General features: G+C 72.0%; 14 protein-coding genes. 7 read left to right on the top strand and 7 right to left on the bottom strand.

Annotation, left to right across the window (positions count from 1 at the left end):
• Nucleotides 1-75 precede the first annotated feature (75 nt).
• On the top strand, nucleotides 76-1,065 hold the full coding sequence (locus tag HL652_RS19065) for a LysR family transcriptional regulator (protein WP_253743466.1): 990 nt from the start codon (nucleotides 76-78) through the stop codon (nucleotides 1,063-1,065).
• Here the strand turns inward: HL652_RS19065 and HL652_RS19060 are convergent.
• From HL652_RS19060 to HL652_RS19045, 4 genes are all read right to left on the bottom strand, one after another.
• Nucleotides 1,062-2,060: a serine hydrolase gene (locus tag HL652_RS19060; RefSeq protein ID WP_171706764.1), complete on the bottom strand. Its 999-nt coding sequence runs from the start codon at nucleotides 2,058-2,060 to the stop codon at nucleotides 1,062-1,064. The genes HL652_RS19065 and HL652_RS19060 overlap by 4 nt on opposite strands.
• Before the next feature lie 42 nt (nucleotides 2,061-2,102).
• Nucleotides 2,103-4,091, bottom strand: coding sequence for a M13 family metallopeptidase (locus HL652_RS19055; RefSeq protein ID WP_171706763.1), 1,989 nt, complete (start codon nucleotides 4,089-4,091; stop codon nucleotides 2,103-2,105).
• Nucleotides 4,092-4,216: 125 nt separating this feature from the next.
• Complete coding sequence (locus HL652_RS19050) at nucleotides 4,217-4,573, bottom strand: SHOCT domain-containing protein (protein WP_171706762.1); 357 nt, start codon at nucleotides 4,571-4,573, stop codon at nucleotides 4,217-4,219.
• Between the two features lie 54 nt (nucleotides 4,574-4,627).
• Complete coding sequence (locus tag HL652_RS19045; protein ID WP_171706761.1) at nucleotides 4,628-5,053, bottom strand: DUF6325 family protein; 426 nt, start codon at nucleotides 5,051-5,053, stop codon at nucleotides 4,628-4,630.
• A gap of 114 nt (nucleotides 5,054-5,167) precedes the next feature.
• Between HL652_RS19045 and HL652_RS19040 the strand changes: the two genes are divergently transcribed.
• Nucleotides 5,168-6,487 carry an MATE family efflux transporter gene (locus HL652_RS19040; RefSeq protein WP_171706760.1) on the top strand — a complete coding sequence of 440 codons (1,320 nt, stop codon included), beginning with the start codon at nucleotides 5,168-5,170 and terminating at the stop codon, nucleotides 6,485-6,487.
• 62 nt (nucleotides 6,488-6,549) lie between these two features.
• Here the strand turns inward: HL652_RS19040 and HL652_RS19035 are convergent, their stop codons facing one another.
• Both HL652_RS19035 and HL652_RS19030 read right to left on the bottom strand, forming a co-directional pair.
• Nucleotides 6,550-7,359, bottom strand: coding sequence for an MBL fold metallo-hydrolase (locus HL652_RS19035; RefSeq protein ID WP_171706759.1), 810 nt, complete (start codon nucleotides 7,357-7,359; stop codon nucleotides 6,550-6,552).
• Nucleotides 7,356-8,516, bottom strand: a complete 1,161-nt coding sequence (locus HL652_RS19030) for a LacI family DNA-binding transcriptional regulator (protein WP_171706758.1) — start codon at nucleotides 8,514-8,516, stop codon at nucleotides 7,356-7,358. The genes HL652_RS19035 and HL652_RS19030 overlap by 4 nt, the downstream gene beginning before the upstream one ends.
• A gap of 92 nt (nucleotides 8,517-8,608) precedes the next feature.
• On the opposite strand from HL652_RS19030, the gene HL652_RS19025 reads away from it, so the two are divergent.
• The 4 genes from HL652_RS19025 to HL652_RS19010 all read left to right on the top strand — a co-directional run bounded on the left by HL652_RS19025 (nucleotide 8,609) and on the right by HL652_RS19010 (nucleotide 12,320).
• Complete coding sequence (locus HL652_RS19025) at nucleotides 8,609-9,880, top strand: MFS transporter (protein WP_171706757.1); 1,272 nt, start codon at nucleotides 8,609-8,611, stop codon at nucleotides 9,878-9,880.
• Between the two features lie 207 nt (nucleotides 9,881-10,087).
• On the top strand, nucleotides 10,088-10,783 hold the full coding sequence (gene nucS / locus HL652_RS19020; RefSeq protein WP_171706756.1) for an endonuclease NucS: 696 nt from the start codon (nucleotides 10,088-10,090) through the stop codon (nucleotides 10,781-10,783).
• Between the two features lie 60 nt (nucleotides 10,784-10,843).
• A complete protein-coding gene (locus HL652_RS19015; RefSeq protein ID WP_171706755.1) occupies nucleotides 10,844-11,848 on the top strand; it encodes a YncE family protein in 1,005 nt (334 codons plus the stop codon).
• Nucleotides 11,849-11,918: 70 nt separating this feature from the next.
• Nucleotides 11,919-12,320 carry an SseB family protein gene (locus HL652_RS19010; RefSeq protein WP_171706754.1) on the top strand — a complete coding sequence of 134 codons (402 nt, stop codon included), beginning with the start codon at nucleotides 11,919-11,921 and terminating at the stop codon, nucleotides 12,318-12,320.
• A gap of 298 nt (nucleotides 12,321-12,618) precedes the next feature.
• Here HL652_RS19010 and HL652_RS19005 read toward each other — a convergent pair whose 3' ends face one another.
• Nucleotides 12,619-13,791: an SLC13 family permease gene (locus HL652_RS19005; protein WP_171706753.1), complete on the bottom strand. Its 1,173-nt coding sequence runs from the start codon at nucleotides 13,789-13,791 to the stop codon at nucleotides 12,619-12,621.
• A 74-nt stretch (nucleotides 13,792-13,865) separates the two neighbouring features.
• On the opposite strand from HL652_RS19005, the gene HL652_RS19000 reads away from it, so the two are divergent.
• Nucleotides 13,866-14,537: an HAD hydrolase-like protein gene (locus HL652_RS19000; RefSeq protein WP_253743464.1), complete on the top strand. Its 672-nt coding sequence runs from the start codon at nucleotides 13,866-13,868 to the stop codon at nucleotides 14,535-14,537.
• The last annotated feature ends 57 nt before the right edge of the window (nucleotides 14,538-14,594 follow it).

Here is a 14,594-nt window from a genome sequence, read left to right as displayed (position 1 = left end):
ACGATCCCATCACACCACCGCCAGTGTCGGATGTCTTCGATAACGCAAAATTATGGATGCTGTACGCTGGCGCGCGTGACCCTGATTCCGCAGACCGGCGCCTACGACCTCGACTCGCAGACCCTCCGCGTCGTCGCGGCCGTCGCCGAGTTCGGTTCGATCACGCGAGCCGCCTCCGTGCTGGGGTTCAGCCAGCCCGCCGTGAGCCAGCATCTCAAACGGGTGGAGTCACGCCTCGGCATGCCACTGGTCACCCGCGCGGGCCGGGGTATCCGGCTCACCGAGGCCGGTGCGGTCGTCGCGCGCCACGCCACCGTCGTGCTCTCGGCCCTCGATCGGGCGGCGAGCGAACTCTCCGATCTCTCGGGGCTGCGCTCGGGCAGGGTGCGCCTCACCGCGTTCCCCTCCGCCTCCTCCACCATCGTGCCGCAGCTCATCAGCACCATGGCCGCCGAGCACGCCGGGGTGCACTTCAGCTACCTGGAGGCCGAGCCCCCCGAGGCCATCGCATCGGTGCGCGACGGGCACACCGATCTCGCCGTCGCCTTCCACTACCCCGCCGACCGCGACGACCCGTTCCTCGACTCGGTCGAGTCGCTCGTGGTGCACGAGCTCGCGCGCGACGAGGTCATGGTGCTGGTTCCCGACGGTCACCCCGCCCTTGAAGTCGACCCCGACGCGCCGCTCGACCTCGCGCGGCTACGACAGGAGTCGTGGATCGCGGGGTGTCCGCGCTGCCGTGCCCACCTCACCGGGAGCTGCGCGCGAAGCGGCTTCTCCCCCACGATCACCGTCGAGACCGACAACGCCGTCGCGGTGATGAGCATGGTGGCCGCCGGTCTCGGTGTGGCTCTCCTCCCTGCACTCGCCCTGGCGGCCTCGCCGCTTCCCCCCGGGGTCACGGCACGCCTCACGGCGGGCGGAGACCACCGGATGATCGTCGCCGTCACGAGGCCGGGTGCCGACCACGTTCCCGCCGTGGGCGAGGCGCTCCGACTGCTTCGCGCGCATCCGGCGACCCTCGGCCGCCCGTCGCAGGCCTCAACCCAGCCTGTCGAAGGCTAGAAGATGTACTCCATCACGTCGGTGCCGAGGGTGCGCATGGCGTCGAGCACGGCGAGGCGGGCCGAGATGCTGCTGTCGTTGAAACGCATGGTGACGGCATAGGAGACGCCGGCGCGGGGGCCGGTGACGACTCCGGCCTCGCTGCGCACGCCGGAGTCGGTGCCGGTCTTGTTGAACAGGGTGATGTCGTGGTCGGCATCGAGGTGGGCGAGTGGGTCGAGGCCGAAGGCACCCCCCACCATGGAGAGGTCGCTGTTGAGGCCGAGCCAGCCCACGACGAGGCGGGAGGTGGCCTCGTCGACGATCTCGCCGCGCTCGAGGCGGCGGAACAGGCTGGCGAGCTCGCGCGCGGAGCCGACCGAGAGCTGGGGGGCGTCGTCGGGGCCGCGCTCGTCGCGCACGATGTCGAGGAGGAGGGTGCGTTTGAGGCCGAGCGACTCGGCGCGGGTGCGCACCGCCTCGAGCCCGATGCGGCGCAGGAGCACGTTCGTGGCGAGGTTGTCGCTGGTGGCGCCGATGAGCGCCGCGAGGTCGGCGATGGGGAGCGCCGGCACCTGCAGGTGGCGCCACAGCCCCGAATCGGCGACCGAGTCGTGCGGTGTGCGGTTGAGGATGCTGAGCGCCTCGGGCCCCGGAGCCGGCCGCGCCGATCGGGGCACGCCCGGGCGCCCCGTCGCATCCGAGTCTGCGGTGAAGTCGCTCCCGCCCCGTGACCCGTCGCGCGCCGAGATGCGGGCGGCGACCTCGATGAGGAGCAGCACCTTGCCGATGGAGGCGGTGGGCACGGACAGGTGGTCATCGACGGAGAACAGCACGGTGCCGTCGGCCAGGTCGATGGCGCAGGCGGTGACCTGCACCCCCGAGAGCGCGAGCTCGGTGAGGGAGGCGAAGCCCTTGCGGAAGACGATGCCATCGTCGACCGCATCCGACCGGCGGCCGTGCGGAGCCTGCTCCTCCCGCTCGGCCCGTGCCCGTCGGCGGATCGAATCCGGCATGCTCTGGCGCCCTCCCCTGCACCGCGCTCGCGCGCGGACTTTCTACCAGATGGTCACACGTTCAGCTGGGTCCAACCAGAGACGATCGTGTGAATCGACGTCGAAGGCCTCATAGAACTCGTCGATGTTGCGCACGATCTGGTTGCACCGGAACTCGTTCGGCGAGTGCGGGTCGATCGAGAGCAGACGGATGACCTCCTCGTCGCGCGACTTCTGCTGCCAGGCCTGCGCCCAGGAGAGGAAGAAGCGCCGCGCACCGGAGAGCCCGTCGATCTCGGGCGGCTCGACCTGCTGCCCGTTCTCGTCGCGGAGGCTGAGCAGGTAGGCCTTCCAGGCGATGCCGAGGCCGCCCAGGTCGCCGATGTTCTCACCGATGGTGAGGGCGCCGTTCACGTGGTGGTCGGGCACCTGCGCGGGCGCGAGGGCGTCGTACTGCGCGATGAGCGAGGAGGTGCGCTTCTCGAACGCCTCGCGGTCGGCCTCCGTCCACCAGTCGGTGAGCCGGCCGTCGCCGTCGAAGCGCGAGCCCTGGTCGTCGAAGCCGTGACCGATCTCGTGACCGATCACCGCGCCGATCGCCCCGTAGTTGGCAGCGGCATCACGGCTCTCGTCGAAGAACGGGAACTGGAGGATGGCGGCGGGGAAGACGATCTCGTTGAAGCCCGGGTTGTAGTAGGCGTTGATGGTCTGCGGGGTCATGAACCACTCGTCGCGGTCGAGCGGCTTGCCGATCTTGCCGAGCTCACGCTGGAACTCGAACTCGCTCGTGGCCCGCACGTTCGCGATGAGGTCGGTGGGGTCGACCGCGAGCCCGGAGTAGTCGCGCCAGCGCACCGGGAAACCGATCTTGGGGGTGAACTTGTCGAGCTTGTCGAGCGCCCGCTCGCGGGTGGCCGGGCTCATCCACTCCAGCGTCGAGATCGACTCGCGGTAGGCCTCGATGAGGTTGGCCACGAGCACGTCCATCGCCGCCTTCGCGGTGGGCGGGAAGTGCTTCTCGACGTAGATCTTTCCGACCGCCTCGCCCATCGCGCCCTCGACGAACGAGACCCCTCGCTTCCAGCGCGCCCGCATGCTCGGGGTGCCGGTGAGGGTGCGGGCGTAGAAGTCGAAGTTCTCCTCGACGAAGTCGCCGGAGAGGTAGGGGGCCCAGCCGTGCACGATCTTCCAGAGCAGCCAGTCTTTCCAGCTCTCGAGCGGCTGGGCGGTGAGGGCGGCGGTGACCCCCTCGACGAAGCCCGGCTCGCGCACCACGAGCTCGTCGAAGACGCCCTGGGGCGCACCCAGCGCGTCGCGCCAGAGCTCGAGCAGGCCGGCGCCGTCGACCACACCGGCGGTGCCGGCCAGGTCGACGAGCTCGGCCCAGCTGAGCAGGTTGTAGGTGGCCTGGGCGTCGCGGGTGCGCACGTTGTCCCAGTGGGTGGCCGCGATGGCGGTCTCGAGGTCGAACACGCGCTGGGCGCGGCGCGGGGCGTCGTCGAGGCCGGCCAGCTCGAACATGCGCTGGATGTGGCCGAGGTACGCCTCGCGCACCGAGGCGAACTTCTCGTCGCGGAAGTAGCTCTCGTCGGGCAGCGAGATGCCGCCCTGCTCGACGAAGACGAGGTAGCGCTCGGGGGCGCCGGGATCGTTGTCGACGAAGAGCCGGAACAGCCCCGAGACGCCCTGGCGCTCGAGCCGGCCGAGGGTGGTGACGAGGCTCGGCACGTCGTGCACGGCGTCGACCAGCGCCAGCTGGGGTGCGATCGGCGTGGCGCCGAGGGCGTCGATGCGCTCCTCGTCCATGAAGCTGGAGAAGAGGTCGCCGATCTTGCGGGCCTCGGTGCCCTCTGGCGCGGCCTGCGCCTCTTCGATGATCTCGCGCACGGCCTTCTCGGCCTCCTCGGCGAGCACGTAGAAGGAGCCGTAGCGGGCCTTGTCGTCGGGGATCTCGGTGCGGTCGATCCACGTCCCGTTGACGTGGCGGAAGAGGTCGTCTTGAGCGCGGACCGTGGGGTCGAGGGCGTCGATGTCGATTCCGGATGCAGTCACGCGACAACTCTACGCATGACGCGCATCCGGATGCCCGGGAGATTCCCGGCGGTGGAGAACGTCGACGAAGGGGCAGCCTGTGGAGAAGCCGGCCGACCCGATCGGGTCCGGTCGAGCCCCTCGCGTCAGGAGAGCAGTTTCGCCTTCGCGGCCCCGAACTCCTCGTCGGAGAGGATGCCGGCGTCTTTCAGCGCGGCGAGCTTCTGCAGCTCGGCGACCAGGTCGACGCCACCCCCGGCGGGAGCGGGGGCCGCGGCCGGAGCCGCCGGCTGCTGGGCCGCCACCGCTGCGGCGGCCGCGGCGTCGATCTGCTCCTGCTGCTGTTGGGCCTCCCAGGCCGCCTGCTGCTGCTGGTCTTGCGCCTTGGCCTGGGCGCGGCGCTGCATGCCGCCGCTCACGGCGGTGGCGGTTCCCGCCACGACGGCGGTGCGGGCGGCGAGGCCGAGGAGGCCGGGGCGCCCCATTCTGCGGAACATGGGCATGTCATGTCTCCTGTCGAGAGAGTCGAGTGGAAGGGGGAGGGGATGCGCGCGCCGCTACTCGGCGATCGCCGCCATGACCTCGTTGACGACCGGCGCGGGAATGCGCTCGCTCGACACCACCGTGCCCCCGTTGCCGGCGAGCCTCGAGGCCAGGTTCTTGGCCCAGAGCAGCTCGATGACGAGCAGGGCCGCCGAGGAGCCGGCGGGGATCTCGGCGGCGAGCTCCTCCACGTCGTCGAGGGAGGCGAGACCGGTGGCCTCCAGCACGAGGTCGCCGACGCCGATCTGCTCGCCGGCCTCGTCGAGCTCGAGCACGGTGAGGTCGCCCTCGGGCGACTTCGTCACGAAGAGCAGGTCGAGCAGTCGCACGGCACCGGCGTCGACGACCTCCTCGAACGCGGAGACGATCTCGGGCCCAGGACGCTCCCCCTCGAAGCCCACGAGGATGAGCTCGACCGGACCATAGGTGAATTCAGCCATCGTCGGCCTCTCGTCATCGGGGTCGGTGGCCGGCGTGCGGAGCAGCCCGTCGGCCCGACCTTCGGCACGTTACCAGCCCGGATGATCGCGCCACCAGCGATCTAGGCTGAACAGGTGCTGACCATCGACCGCGACATCCTCCGGCTCGCGGTTCCGGCACTCGGCGCGCTCGTGGCCGAGCCCCTCTTCCTCCTCACCGACACGGCTTTGGTGGGCCACCTCGGCGAGGTGCCGCTCGCCGGTCTCGGGGTGGCCAGCGCGGTGCTGCAGACGGTGGTGGGCCTCACCATCTTCCTCGCCTACGCCACCACCCCCGCCGTGGCGCGGCGGCTCGGAGCCGGAGACCGCCCCGGCGCCGTGAAGGCCGGCATCGACGGCATGTGGCTCGCCCTCGGCGTCGGCGTCGTGCTGGCCGCCGCGGGGTGGCCGCTGGCCCGCCCGGTCGTCGACCTGTTCGGTTCGACCGCCGCGGTGAGTGAGGCCGCGGTCACCTATCTCACCGTGTCGCTCCTCGGCCTGCCGGGCATGCTCGTCGTCATCGCTGCCACCGGCCTCCTCCGCGGCCTGCAAGACACGCGCACGCCGCTCGTCGTCGCGGTGGCGGGATTCGCGGCCAACGCCGGGCTCAACGCCCTCCTCATCTACGGTGTCGGCTGGGGCATCGCCGGCTCGGCGGCCGGCACCGTACTGGCCCAGTGGGGCATGGCCGCCGTCTACGTGATGATCGCCGTGCGCGCGGCGCGACGCGACGGGGTGCCGCTGCGCCCCGGGCGAGACGGCGTGGGAGGTGCCGCACTCTCGGGCGGCTGGTTGCTCCTGCGCACGGCGAGCCTGCGGGTCGCGATCCTCGCCGCCGTCACGGTGGCCGCCGGCCTCGGCGTCACCCAGCTCGCCGCCTTCCAGATCGCGATGACGATCTTCACGACCCTCGCGTTCATTCTCGACTCCCTCGCCATCGCCGGGCAGGCGATGATCGGGCACGGCCTCGGCGCCGCCGACGTCGACCGGGTGCACCTCGTCACCAGGCGGCTGGTGCGCTGGGGTGTGCTCAGCGGGGTCGCACTCGGTGCGGTGACCGCGGCCCTCGCCCCGTTCGCCGGACCGGTGTTCTCCCCGCTACCCGAGGTGCAGTCGGCGGTCACCGCCGCGCTCCTCACGATGGCCGTCGGCATCCCGCTGGCCGGCTTCGTCTTCGTGCTCGACGGGGTGCTCATCGGGGCCGGCGACGCCCGGTACCTCGCCTGGACGGGCGTGCTGAACCTCGCCGTCTTCGCACCGATGGTCGCCGTGCTCGTGGTCGCGCATCCGGAGGGCACGGCCGGCCTGGTGTGGCTGTGGCTCGCCTTCGGGCTCGGGTACATCGGCGCCCGCGCCGTCACACTCGGGCTGCGGGCGCGGGGGTCGCGGTGGATCGTGACCGGGGCGCCGGCGTGAGTCTCCGCCGGGCTCAGCCGACTCGGCGCTGAAGCGGCCGACGCCAGGCTCGCCCGCTCGGGTCAGACCTCGATGCGGTCACCCACCCGCGCGAGCAGCACCTCGCCGGTGAACACAGCGGATGCGCGGCTCACCGCCTCGTCGTCGCCCACCGTCTCGACGAGGTGCGTCAGCAGGAGCCGCTCGGCGCCGGCAGCAGCGGCGGTGCGGCCCGCGTCGTCGGGGGTGTGGTGCACGGGCGGGCCCGACGGAGCGACGTCGTAACCCGCCTCGACGACCATGAGGTGGGCGCCCTCGCCGAGCTCTTCGAGGGAGGTGCACGGTGCGCTGTCGCCCGAGTAGGTGAGGCGGCGGCCGGCGTGCACGGCGGCGATCCCGAAGGCGGGAACGCCGTGCTGCACCGGCCCCCACTCGAGCGTGAGGTCGCCGAGGTGGTGCTCGCCCCAGCCGCTCATGGTGACCGGGGTGAACACGCGCGGCAGCTCGTGCACGGCGTTCGGGCCGAGGAAGGCGACGAGCCGGTCGACGAGGCCGTCGGGTGCGATGAGGGGAATCGGATGCGCGGGGCGCAGCTCGGAGAAACGGAGCGCGTAGTAGGCGACCAGCAGGTCGGCCGAGTGGTCGGCGTGCCGGTGCGAGACGACGATCGCGTCGAGCTCGTCGAGCGCGATGTGGCGCTGCAGCTCGGCGAGCGTGCCGGTGCCGGCGTCGACCCAGACGTTCGTGGGGCGGGTCGCGCCGGCCTCGCCGGCTCCGCCGGCCCCGCGGGCCGCGCCGGCGTCACCGGTGCCACCGGCCTGCAGGAGGTATCCCGAACACGGGTTGCCGGGCCGCGGGTAGGGGGTGGCGGTGCCGAGCACGGTGACGATCACGACGTCGCCCCCCGCACGGTGTCCGTCGCGGGCGGCGGCGCCGCGGCAGCCGTCGGCGCAGTCGCGTCGCTCGGTGCGAGTGTCGCAGCACCGCCCGGCGGCGGCGCCGTCGTGGCGCCCTCGTGGAAGGTGCAGACGAAGACGCCTGAGGCGGCCGGCCGGCCGGCGAGCAGCTCGACCACGGCGGCGCCCGCGGCGCGCCCCTTCTCGGCGACGGGTTGACGCATCGTGGTGAGGTCGCGGTCGCCGAGGCCGTCGATGCGCACGCCGTCGAAACCCGTCACGCTGAGGTCGCGGGGCACCTCGAGTCCGAGGTCGCGGGCGGCCTGCAGCACGCCGACGGCCAGCAGGTCGCTCTGGGCGAGCACCGCGGTGGGCCGCTCGCCCTCCGGCCCCTCGAGCAGGGCGCGAGCGGCGAGCGCCCCTTCCTCGACGAGGTTGTGCCCGGCCGACCAGGCCGGCGCGTCGGGAAAGACGCGCAAGACCCCCTCGAGCCGGTCGGCGGCGACCGCCGTCGTCATGCCGCGGCGGCGCTCCGGCGTGAGCGGACCGGTCTCGCGGTGCTCGTCGGTGCCGAGGGTGATGATCGCGACCCGCCGGTGGCCCAGCTCGGCGAGGTGGCGTGCGAGGGTCTCCGCCGCATCCGCGTTGTCGAGTCCGATGTCGGTGACGCCGGCCGCGAAGCTCTGCGCGCCGCCCTCGATCGTGACCACGGGCACCCCCCGGGCCTGCAGGGCCGGGATCACCGAGCCGAACACCGGACTGCACCCCATGATCACCGCGGCGTCGACGGCCGCCTCGCGGATGCCGCCCTCCACCGCCCCCGACTCGGTCATGAGCAGCAGCCCGTTGCTGTCGGTGCCGAGACCCGTGGCGATGCCGTCGAGGGTGGAGACGTTCACCGGGTCGCGGAAGGCGTTGAGCAGGCTCTCGTCGAAGACGATGCCGACCACACCCGAGCGCCCCTGCCGCAACGACCTCGCCCGCGGGTCGGGCCCCGAGTAGCCGAGCTCGCGGGCGGCGGCCAGCACCCGGTCGCGGGTGGCGTCGGAGACCGGCCCGGCACCGCTGAAGGCGAGCGAGGCCGTCGACACCGAGACTCCCGCGCGGTCGGCGACCAGGGACAGCGTGACCCGTGGTTGCTCACTGCTCGACATGCTTGCTAGCCTAGTCGAATCGTTTCGATCGAATCGTTTCGACCTGCACGATCAGCCTTTCCGACGCAGAGCACCACCCCCTCAGGAGCACCATGACCGCGACCCTCACGCGCCCCCAGCTCACCGCCTGGCGCAACGCGATCTTCGTGGTCTTCGCGCTCTCGGGCATCTCGCTCGCCAGCTGGGTCGCCCGCCTGCCGACCGTGCGCGACAACCTCGGGCTCGACACCGCCCAGGTCGGCATCCTCATCTTCGCCATGTCGGCGGGATCGGTGATCGGCCTGGTCGCCGCACCGCCCATCATGCTGCGGCTCGGTGCCCGCGCGGGCATGGTGGCGTCGCTCTGCCTCGTGGCGCTGGGTTGCGTGCTCATCGGGCTGGGCGCATCCGTCTTCTTCACCGCCCCGGTGGTGGCCGTCGGGCTCGCCCTGTTCGGCTTCGGCAACGGCGCGGTCGACGTGATGATGAACGTCGAGGGTGCCGCCGCCGAGCGGGCCATCGGCAAGACCCTCATGCCCCTCATGCACGCGTTCTACAGCTTCGGCACGGTGGCCGGCGCGGGTCTCGGCGCGCTCGCGTCGCTGTTCGCGGTGCCCGTCGCGGTGCACCTCGCGGTGATCGCGGCGATCATCGTGGTGGCGGCGTTCGTCGCCATCCGCTTCGTGCCGCGCGGGGCCGAGGCGACGGAACCGGATGCCGACGGGTCGGCCGTCGCAGCGGCTCCGCGGGCGGGCTTCCGTGAGCGCCTGCTCGCCGGCCTGGTCGTGTGGAAAGACGTGCGGCTGCTCGCGATCGGCGTGATCATGCTCGGCATGGCCTTCGCCGAGGGGTCGGCGAACGACTGGCTGACGATCGCCGTCGTCGACGGCTACGACCAGTCGAACACCACCGGCGCCGTCGTCTTCGGCCTGTTCACCGTGTCAATGACGGCGGGGCGCGTGCTCGGCGGGCCCGTGCTCGACCGCTTCGGGCGGGTTCCCGTGCTGCGGGTGAGCGCGCTGCTCGGGGCGATCGGACTCGCCGTGTTCATCTTCGCGCCCACCCTCGCCCCGATGGCCACGTGGATCGGCTACGCCGGCACCGTGCTCTGGGCCCTCGGCTGCTCGCTCGGCTTCCCGGTCGGCATGTCGGCGGCCGCCGACAACGACGACCCACGCGTGTCGGCGGCGCGGGTGAGTGCCGTGGCGATCATCGGGTACGTGGCGTTCCTTGTGGGCCCGCCCGTCATCGGGCTGCTCGGTCACGAGTTCGGCATCCTCAACGGCCTCCTCCTCGTGCTCGCCCTCGTCGTGCTCGCCGGCCTCGCCTCCCCCGCCGCCCGCGAGCGCCACGCCCGCGGCGCCACGGCGCGCGCCTCCGCCTGAGGCGGGGCGCCCGCGGGGCGGCCCTGCGTGCCCGGCCGCCCCGCGCATCCGCTCACCTCCGCACCCGGCCGCCCCGCGCATCCGCTCGCCCGAACGACGGAGAAACCGCCCGTCTCGCCCGAACGACGGAGCCTCAGCCCTCCTGAGCGCCCACCCTCCGTCGTTCGGCGCTCGGGGGGCGGGCGCGAACGGCGTTACGCTCGTCGGGTGCGTCTCGTCATTGCCACCTGTTCCGTCGACTACGCGGGTCGCCTCAGCGCGCACCTGCCGCTGGCCAAGCGCCTGCTCATGCTGAAGAGCGACGGCAGCCTGCTGGTGCACTCCGACGGCGGCTCGTACAAGCCGCTCAACTGGATGAGCCCGCCCTGCACCGTCACCGTGCTCGAGCCCGACGACGACCAGGCGGATGCGGGAATCACCGAGCTCTGGAAGGTCACCCAAAAGAAGACCGACGACGTGCTGGTCGTGTCGCTGTACGAGGTCGAGCACGACTCCTCGCACGAGCTCGGCATCGACCCCGGACTCGTCAAAGACGGCGTCGAGGCGCACCTGCAGAAGCTCCTCGCCGAGCAGATCGAGCTGCTCGGCGACGGCCACACCCTGGTGCGCCGGGAGTACATGACGGCTATCGGCCCGGTCGACATCCTCGCCCGCGACTCGGAGGGCGCCGCTGTCGCCGTCGAGATCAAGCGCCGCGGCGACATCGACGGCGTGGAGCAACTCACCCGCTACCTCGAGCTCATGAACCGCGACCCGCACCTCTCCCCCGTGCAGGGCGTCTTCGCCGCGCAGGAGATCAAGCCGCAGGCCCGCACCCTCGCCCACGACCGCGGCATCCGCACCCTCGTGCTCGACTACGACGCCATGCGCGGCCTCGACGACGCCGACTCCCGCCTGTTCTGACCCGCGCGCGATCGGCGCGCACCGTCCTCGACTGTCGGAGGCCCGCCGTAGAATACGAGCATGTCTCACCTCTTGCGTCGTGCGGTCTTCGCGTGGCTGATCGTGGCGGCTCTTCTGGCCCTACTCGAAGCGGTGCCGGCCGCCCCCGCTTCGGCGCTTCCCAGCGCCGTGGTGCGCGAGGTCACCGGCCTCGAACCAGATGCAGGTACAGCCGTCGTCGACTCCCGCACCGGGCGGCTGTACGCCGTGAACGAGCGCATCGATCAGGTGCAGGTGTTCGACCCCTCCGGCGTCGCGCCTCCGTCAGCCGTCCTGGCCAGAGGCGACGGGCCGCGCATCCTGCGCCTCGACAGCGCCCTGCGTCTCCTGGTGGTGCTCTACACCGAGACCGCGTCGCTCGCGGTGTTCGATCTCGCCGCCGACGATCGCGGAGCCGATGCCTCGCGGTATCGGGGCAGCGTGCACCTGCCGACCGGCTGCAAGCCCCGCGACGTCGCGCTCGCGCCGTCGGAGACCGCCTTCGTCGTGGGCGCCGGATGCGGGGCGTTCGTCGTCGCCGACCTCGCCTCGCTCGCCGTCACGACGGAGGTGCCGGGAACGGCGGCGGGTGCCGTGGCGGTCGACGCGACGAGGAACGAGCTGTGGACCGCCGAGTGGGCCGGCAGGGCACTCCGTGCCTTCGACCTCACCACGCTCGGGGAGACACGCTCGATCACCGGGCCGGTCGCGGCCGACGAGATCCTGCTCGATCTCGACGCCTTCCGCCTGTTCGTGCTGAGCGGGTACGACCTCGTCTCGGTGCAGGTTCGCGATTCGGTGGCGTTCGACCTGACCGGAGGGCAGGGCGAGACCGTCGACGCCGACATCGACTACCTGCACCACACGCTCTTCACCCTCTCACGCACCGGAACCCTCACCGGTTACGACCTGACTCGGCCGGGCCTGCCCGCCCGCAGCGGACGGCTCGACGGAATCGGGCGCTGTCGTTCGCTCGCCGTCGACGCTCAGCTCGAGACCGTCGACGTGCTGTGCCCGAGAGAGGGGGTGGTGCGGGTCGTAGGCTAGCGATCGGGTCGCGAACCGCTCCCGAGCCGCGCGCGCCGCTCGCGTCTCGCGGCCCGGATAGGGTGGGCGGGTGGCACGTCGCGCTCCCGCCTTTCCGAAGTCGTACTCGAACCGGCAGCTCCGCAAGGCGCTCGAGACCTTCAAGGCGCTGCCCAACCGCACCACGCTCGACGCCCTGCTCGGGGCGATGCGCACGGGCGGGCTTGTGGTCGACATCACCGGGACGACGGATGCTGCCGACCCGCAGCTGCGCACCCTGCTGTCGACAGACGGCGAGCCGGTGCTCCCGCTGTTCACCTCGATCGCCGAGCTGAGGCTCGCGGTGCCGGAGGAAACACGGGCCCAGGCGCAGGCGATGATCCTGCCCGCGCGCGAGGCGCTGGCACTGGTGGAGACCGCCGACTTCGTCGCCGTGCAGTTCGACCCGGGGAGCATCGCGCAGGTCATCAAGCGCGACTACGTCGTGGGCTGAGCGGTCTCGCCCCAGCGCATCCGCTGGTAGGCCTACGGTGCGCCCCGCGCATCCGCCGATCGACCTCCGGAGCGCCCCGCGCATCCGCCGCCGCCTGGGTCCACGGGTCGACCGCGATGACGGTCCGCGCATCCAGTGCCGCCGCCGCATCCGCCGCCGCGCATTTGCCGGCGCGCATCCGCCGCCACCTGCGTCCACGGGTCGACCAGGATGACGGTCCGCGCATCCGCTCCCGCCGCAGCCGCCGCCGCGCATCCGTTGTCGGCCTAGGGTGCGCCCCCGCGCATCCGCCCCGCCGCTACGCCACGAGCGCGAGCGTCAGCGTGGCGAGGGGCACCACGACCACCACCGCGATCACGCCGAGGCCCATGAACCGCGGCCAGGAGAGGGTGACGCCGAGTGCGGTGAGGCGCTGGTGCCAGAGCAGCGTCGCGAGCGAAGCCCACGGGGTGACGAGGGGGCCGAGATTGGTGCCGATGAGGAGCGCCATGATGCGCGCCGAGGAGTCGGCGTGCGGTTCGAGCACGAGGTAGGCGGGCAGGTTGTTGAGGGCGTTCGCGCTGAGGGCGCCCACCGCCGCGAGGTGCAGGAGGCTGAGCGGGTCGTCGCCCGAGCCGGTCACCTGGGCGAGCACCGATTCGAGTCCGCGCAGCTGGGCGGCCTCGACCAGCACGAACAGCCCGAGCGCGATGCCGAGCGCCTGCCACGGGATGAGCGACGGCCTGATCGCCGATCGTCGCCGCACGAGGAACATGCCGAGCAGCAGCACCGCGCCGGCCCCCGCCACGAGGGCGACCTCGATGCCCGACACCAGCATGGGCAGCAGCACCGCCACGACGACGGCGCTGAACACGAGCAGCACGCGGTCGTCGACGGGGGTGCGCTCGGGGAGCGAGAACGATCCGCGGAGGCTGCGGCGGTGCACGAGCGAGAGGATGGCCACCGTCGCCGCCACACCCACGAGCCCGGGCGCCCACGACACCGCGAGGAACGACGCCGGGCTCTCGCCGAGGCGGTCGGCGGCGAGCAGGTTGGTGAGGTTCGAGACCGGGAGGAAGAGCGACGCAGTGTTGGCGAGCCACACGGTCGCGAGGGCGAACGGCAGCGGTGGGATGCCGACGTGCTGCGCCAGCACCACCACCACCGGTGTCACCAGCACCGCCGTGGTGTCGAGCGAGAGGAACGCCGTGCTCACCACGGCGAGCGCGATGACGAGCGCCCAGAGCAGCCACACCCGCCCACGGCCCCACCCGGCGAGCCGCTCGGCGAGCGCCGTGAACACGCCGGCCTCGCTCGCGAGTTCGGCGACGATCGTGATGCCGATGACGAAGGCCAGCACCGGCGCCACTCGTTCGAGGAGCGCGACGAAGTCGTTCCAGGGCAGGAACCCGGTGGCGACGACGACGGCGGCGGCGAGGAGGAGGGCGACGGTGAGGATCGTTCCGATCCTGCGCCCTGCAGCGGCGAGCATGATCGGCGAGTCTATTCCGCTTCGGCCCCTCGCCGGTTACGGGCGGTGAGCGCCCCGCACCTAGGATGGCTCGGGTGACTCGACAGCATCCCACCAAACCCTGGTCGTGCATCCTGTTCGACCTCGACGGCACCATCACCGATTCCGCTCCCGGCATCATCGGCCGGCTGTCGCGCACGCTCGAAGCCCTCGGCCGCCCGGTGCCGCTGCCGGCCGAGCTCGTCGCCTTCGTCGGCCCGCCCATTCTCGATGGATTCCGCGACGTCGCCGACATGAACCCGCAGGAGGCCGCCGAGGCGCTGCAGGTGTACCGCGGTCTCGCGGCGACCGACGGTCCTCAGGGCGACGCCACCGTCTACCCCGGGATGCTCGGGCTGGTGAAGGCCATCCACGAAGCCGGTGTTCCGCTCGCGCTCGCGACCTCGAAGTCGGAGGTGCAGGCGACCCGTGTGCTCGAGCACCTGGGCATCGACGACTGCTTCGACGTCATCTGCGGCTCCTCCGAAGACGAGACCCGCAGCGCCAAGAAGGATGTGGTCGAGGAGGCACTGCGACGCCTGCGCGAGCAGGAGGTCGACCTCTCGAACCTCGTCATGGTGGGCGATCGTGAGCACGATGTCGAGGGCGCCGGACACCACGGGGTGCCCGTCATCATGGTCGAGTGGGGATACGGCTCGCCGGCCGAGGCCGTCGGCGCGATCGCCGTGGTGCACTCCGTCGAGCAATTGCGCGACAAGCTGCTCTGAGAGGGCCATACTCCGTTCATGGAGTGTGTCGCGACCACGAGCACAGCGACCAGGTGC

The organism is Herbiconiux sp. SALV-R1 (assembly GCF_013113715.1).
Taxonomy (GTDB): Bacteria; Actinomycetota; Actinomycetes; order Actinomycetales; family Microbacteriaceae; genus Herbiconiux.
This window is presented reverse-complemented; position numbering and strand designations above follow the sequence as displayed.

What these genes read in the sequence shown, in the direction of transcription:
- HL652_RS19060 (WP_171706764.1), bottom strand. Translation starts at nt 2,060, where the DNA reads ATGCCGGATTCGATCCGCCGACGGGCACGGGCCGAGCGGGAGGAGCAG.
- HL652_RS19030 (WP_171706758.1), bottom strand. Translation starts at nt 8,516, where the DNA reads ATGTCGAGCAGTGAGCAACCACGGGTCACGCTGTCCCTGGTCGCCGAC.
- HL652_RS19045 (WP_171706761.1), bottom strand. Translation starts at nt 5,053, where the DNA reads ATGGCTGAATTCACCTATGGTCCGGTCGAGCTCATCCTCGTGGGCTTC.
- HL652_RS19005 (WP_171706753.1), bottom strand. Translation starts at nt 13,791, where the DNA reads ATGCTCGCCGCTGCAGGGCGCAGGATCGGAACGATCCTCACCGTCGCC.
- HL652_RS19025 (WP_171706757.1), top strand. Translation starts at nt 8,609, where the DNA reads ATGACCGCGACCCTCACGCGCCCCCAGCTCACCGCCTGGCGCAACGCG.
- HL652_RS19050 (WP_171706762.1), bottom strand. Translation starts at nt 4,573, where the DNA reads ATGCCCATGTTCCGCAGAATGGGGCGCCCCGGCCTCCTCGGCCTCGCC.
- HL652_RS19015 (WP_171706755.1), top strand. Translation starts at nt 10,844, where the DNA reads ATGTCTCACCTCTTGCGTCGTGCGGTCTTCGCGTGGCTGATCGTGGCG.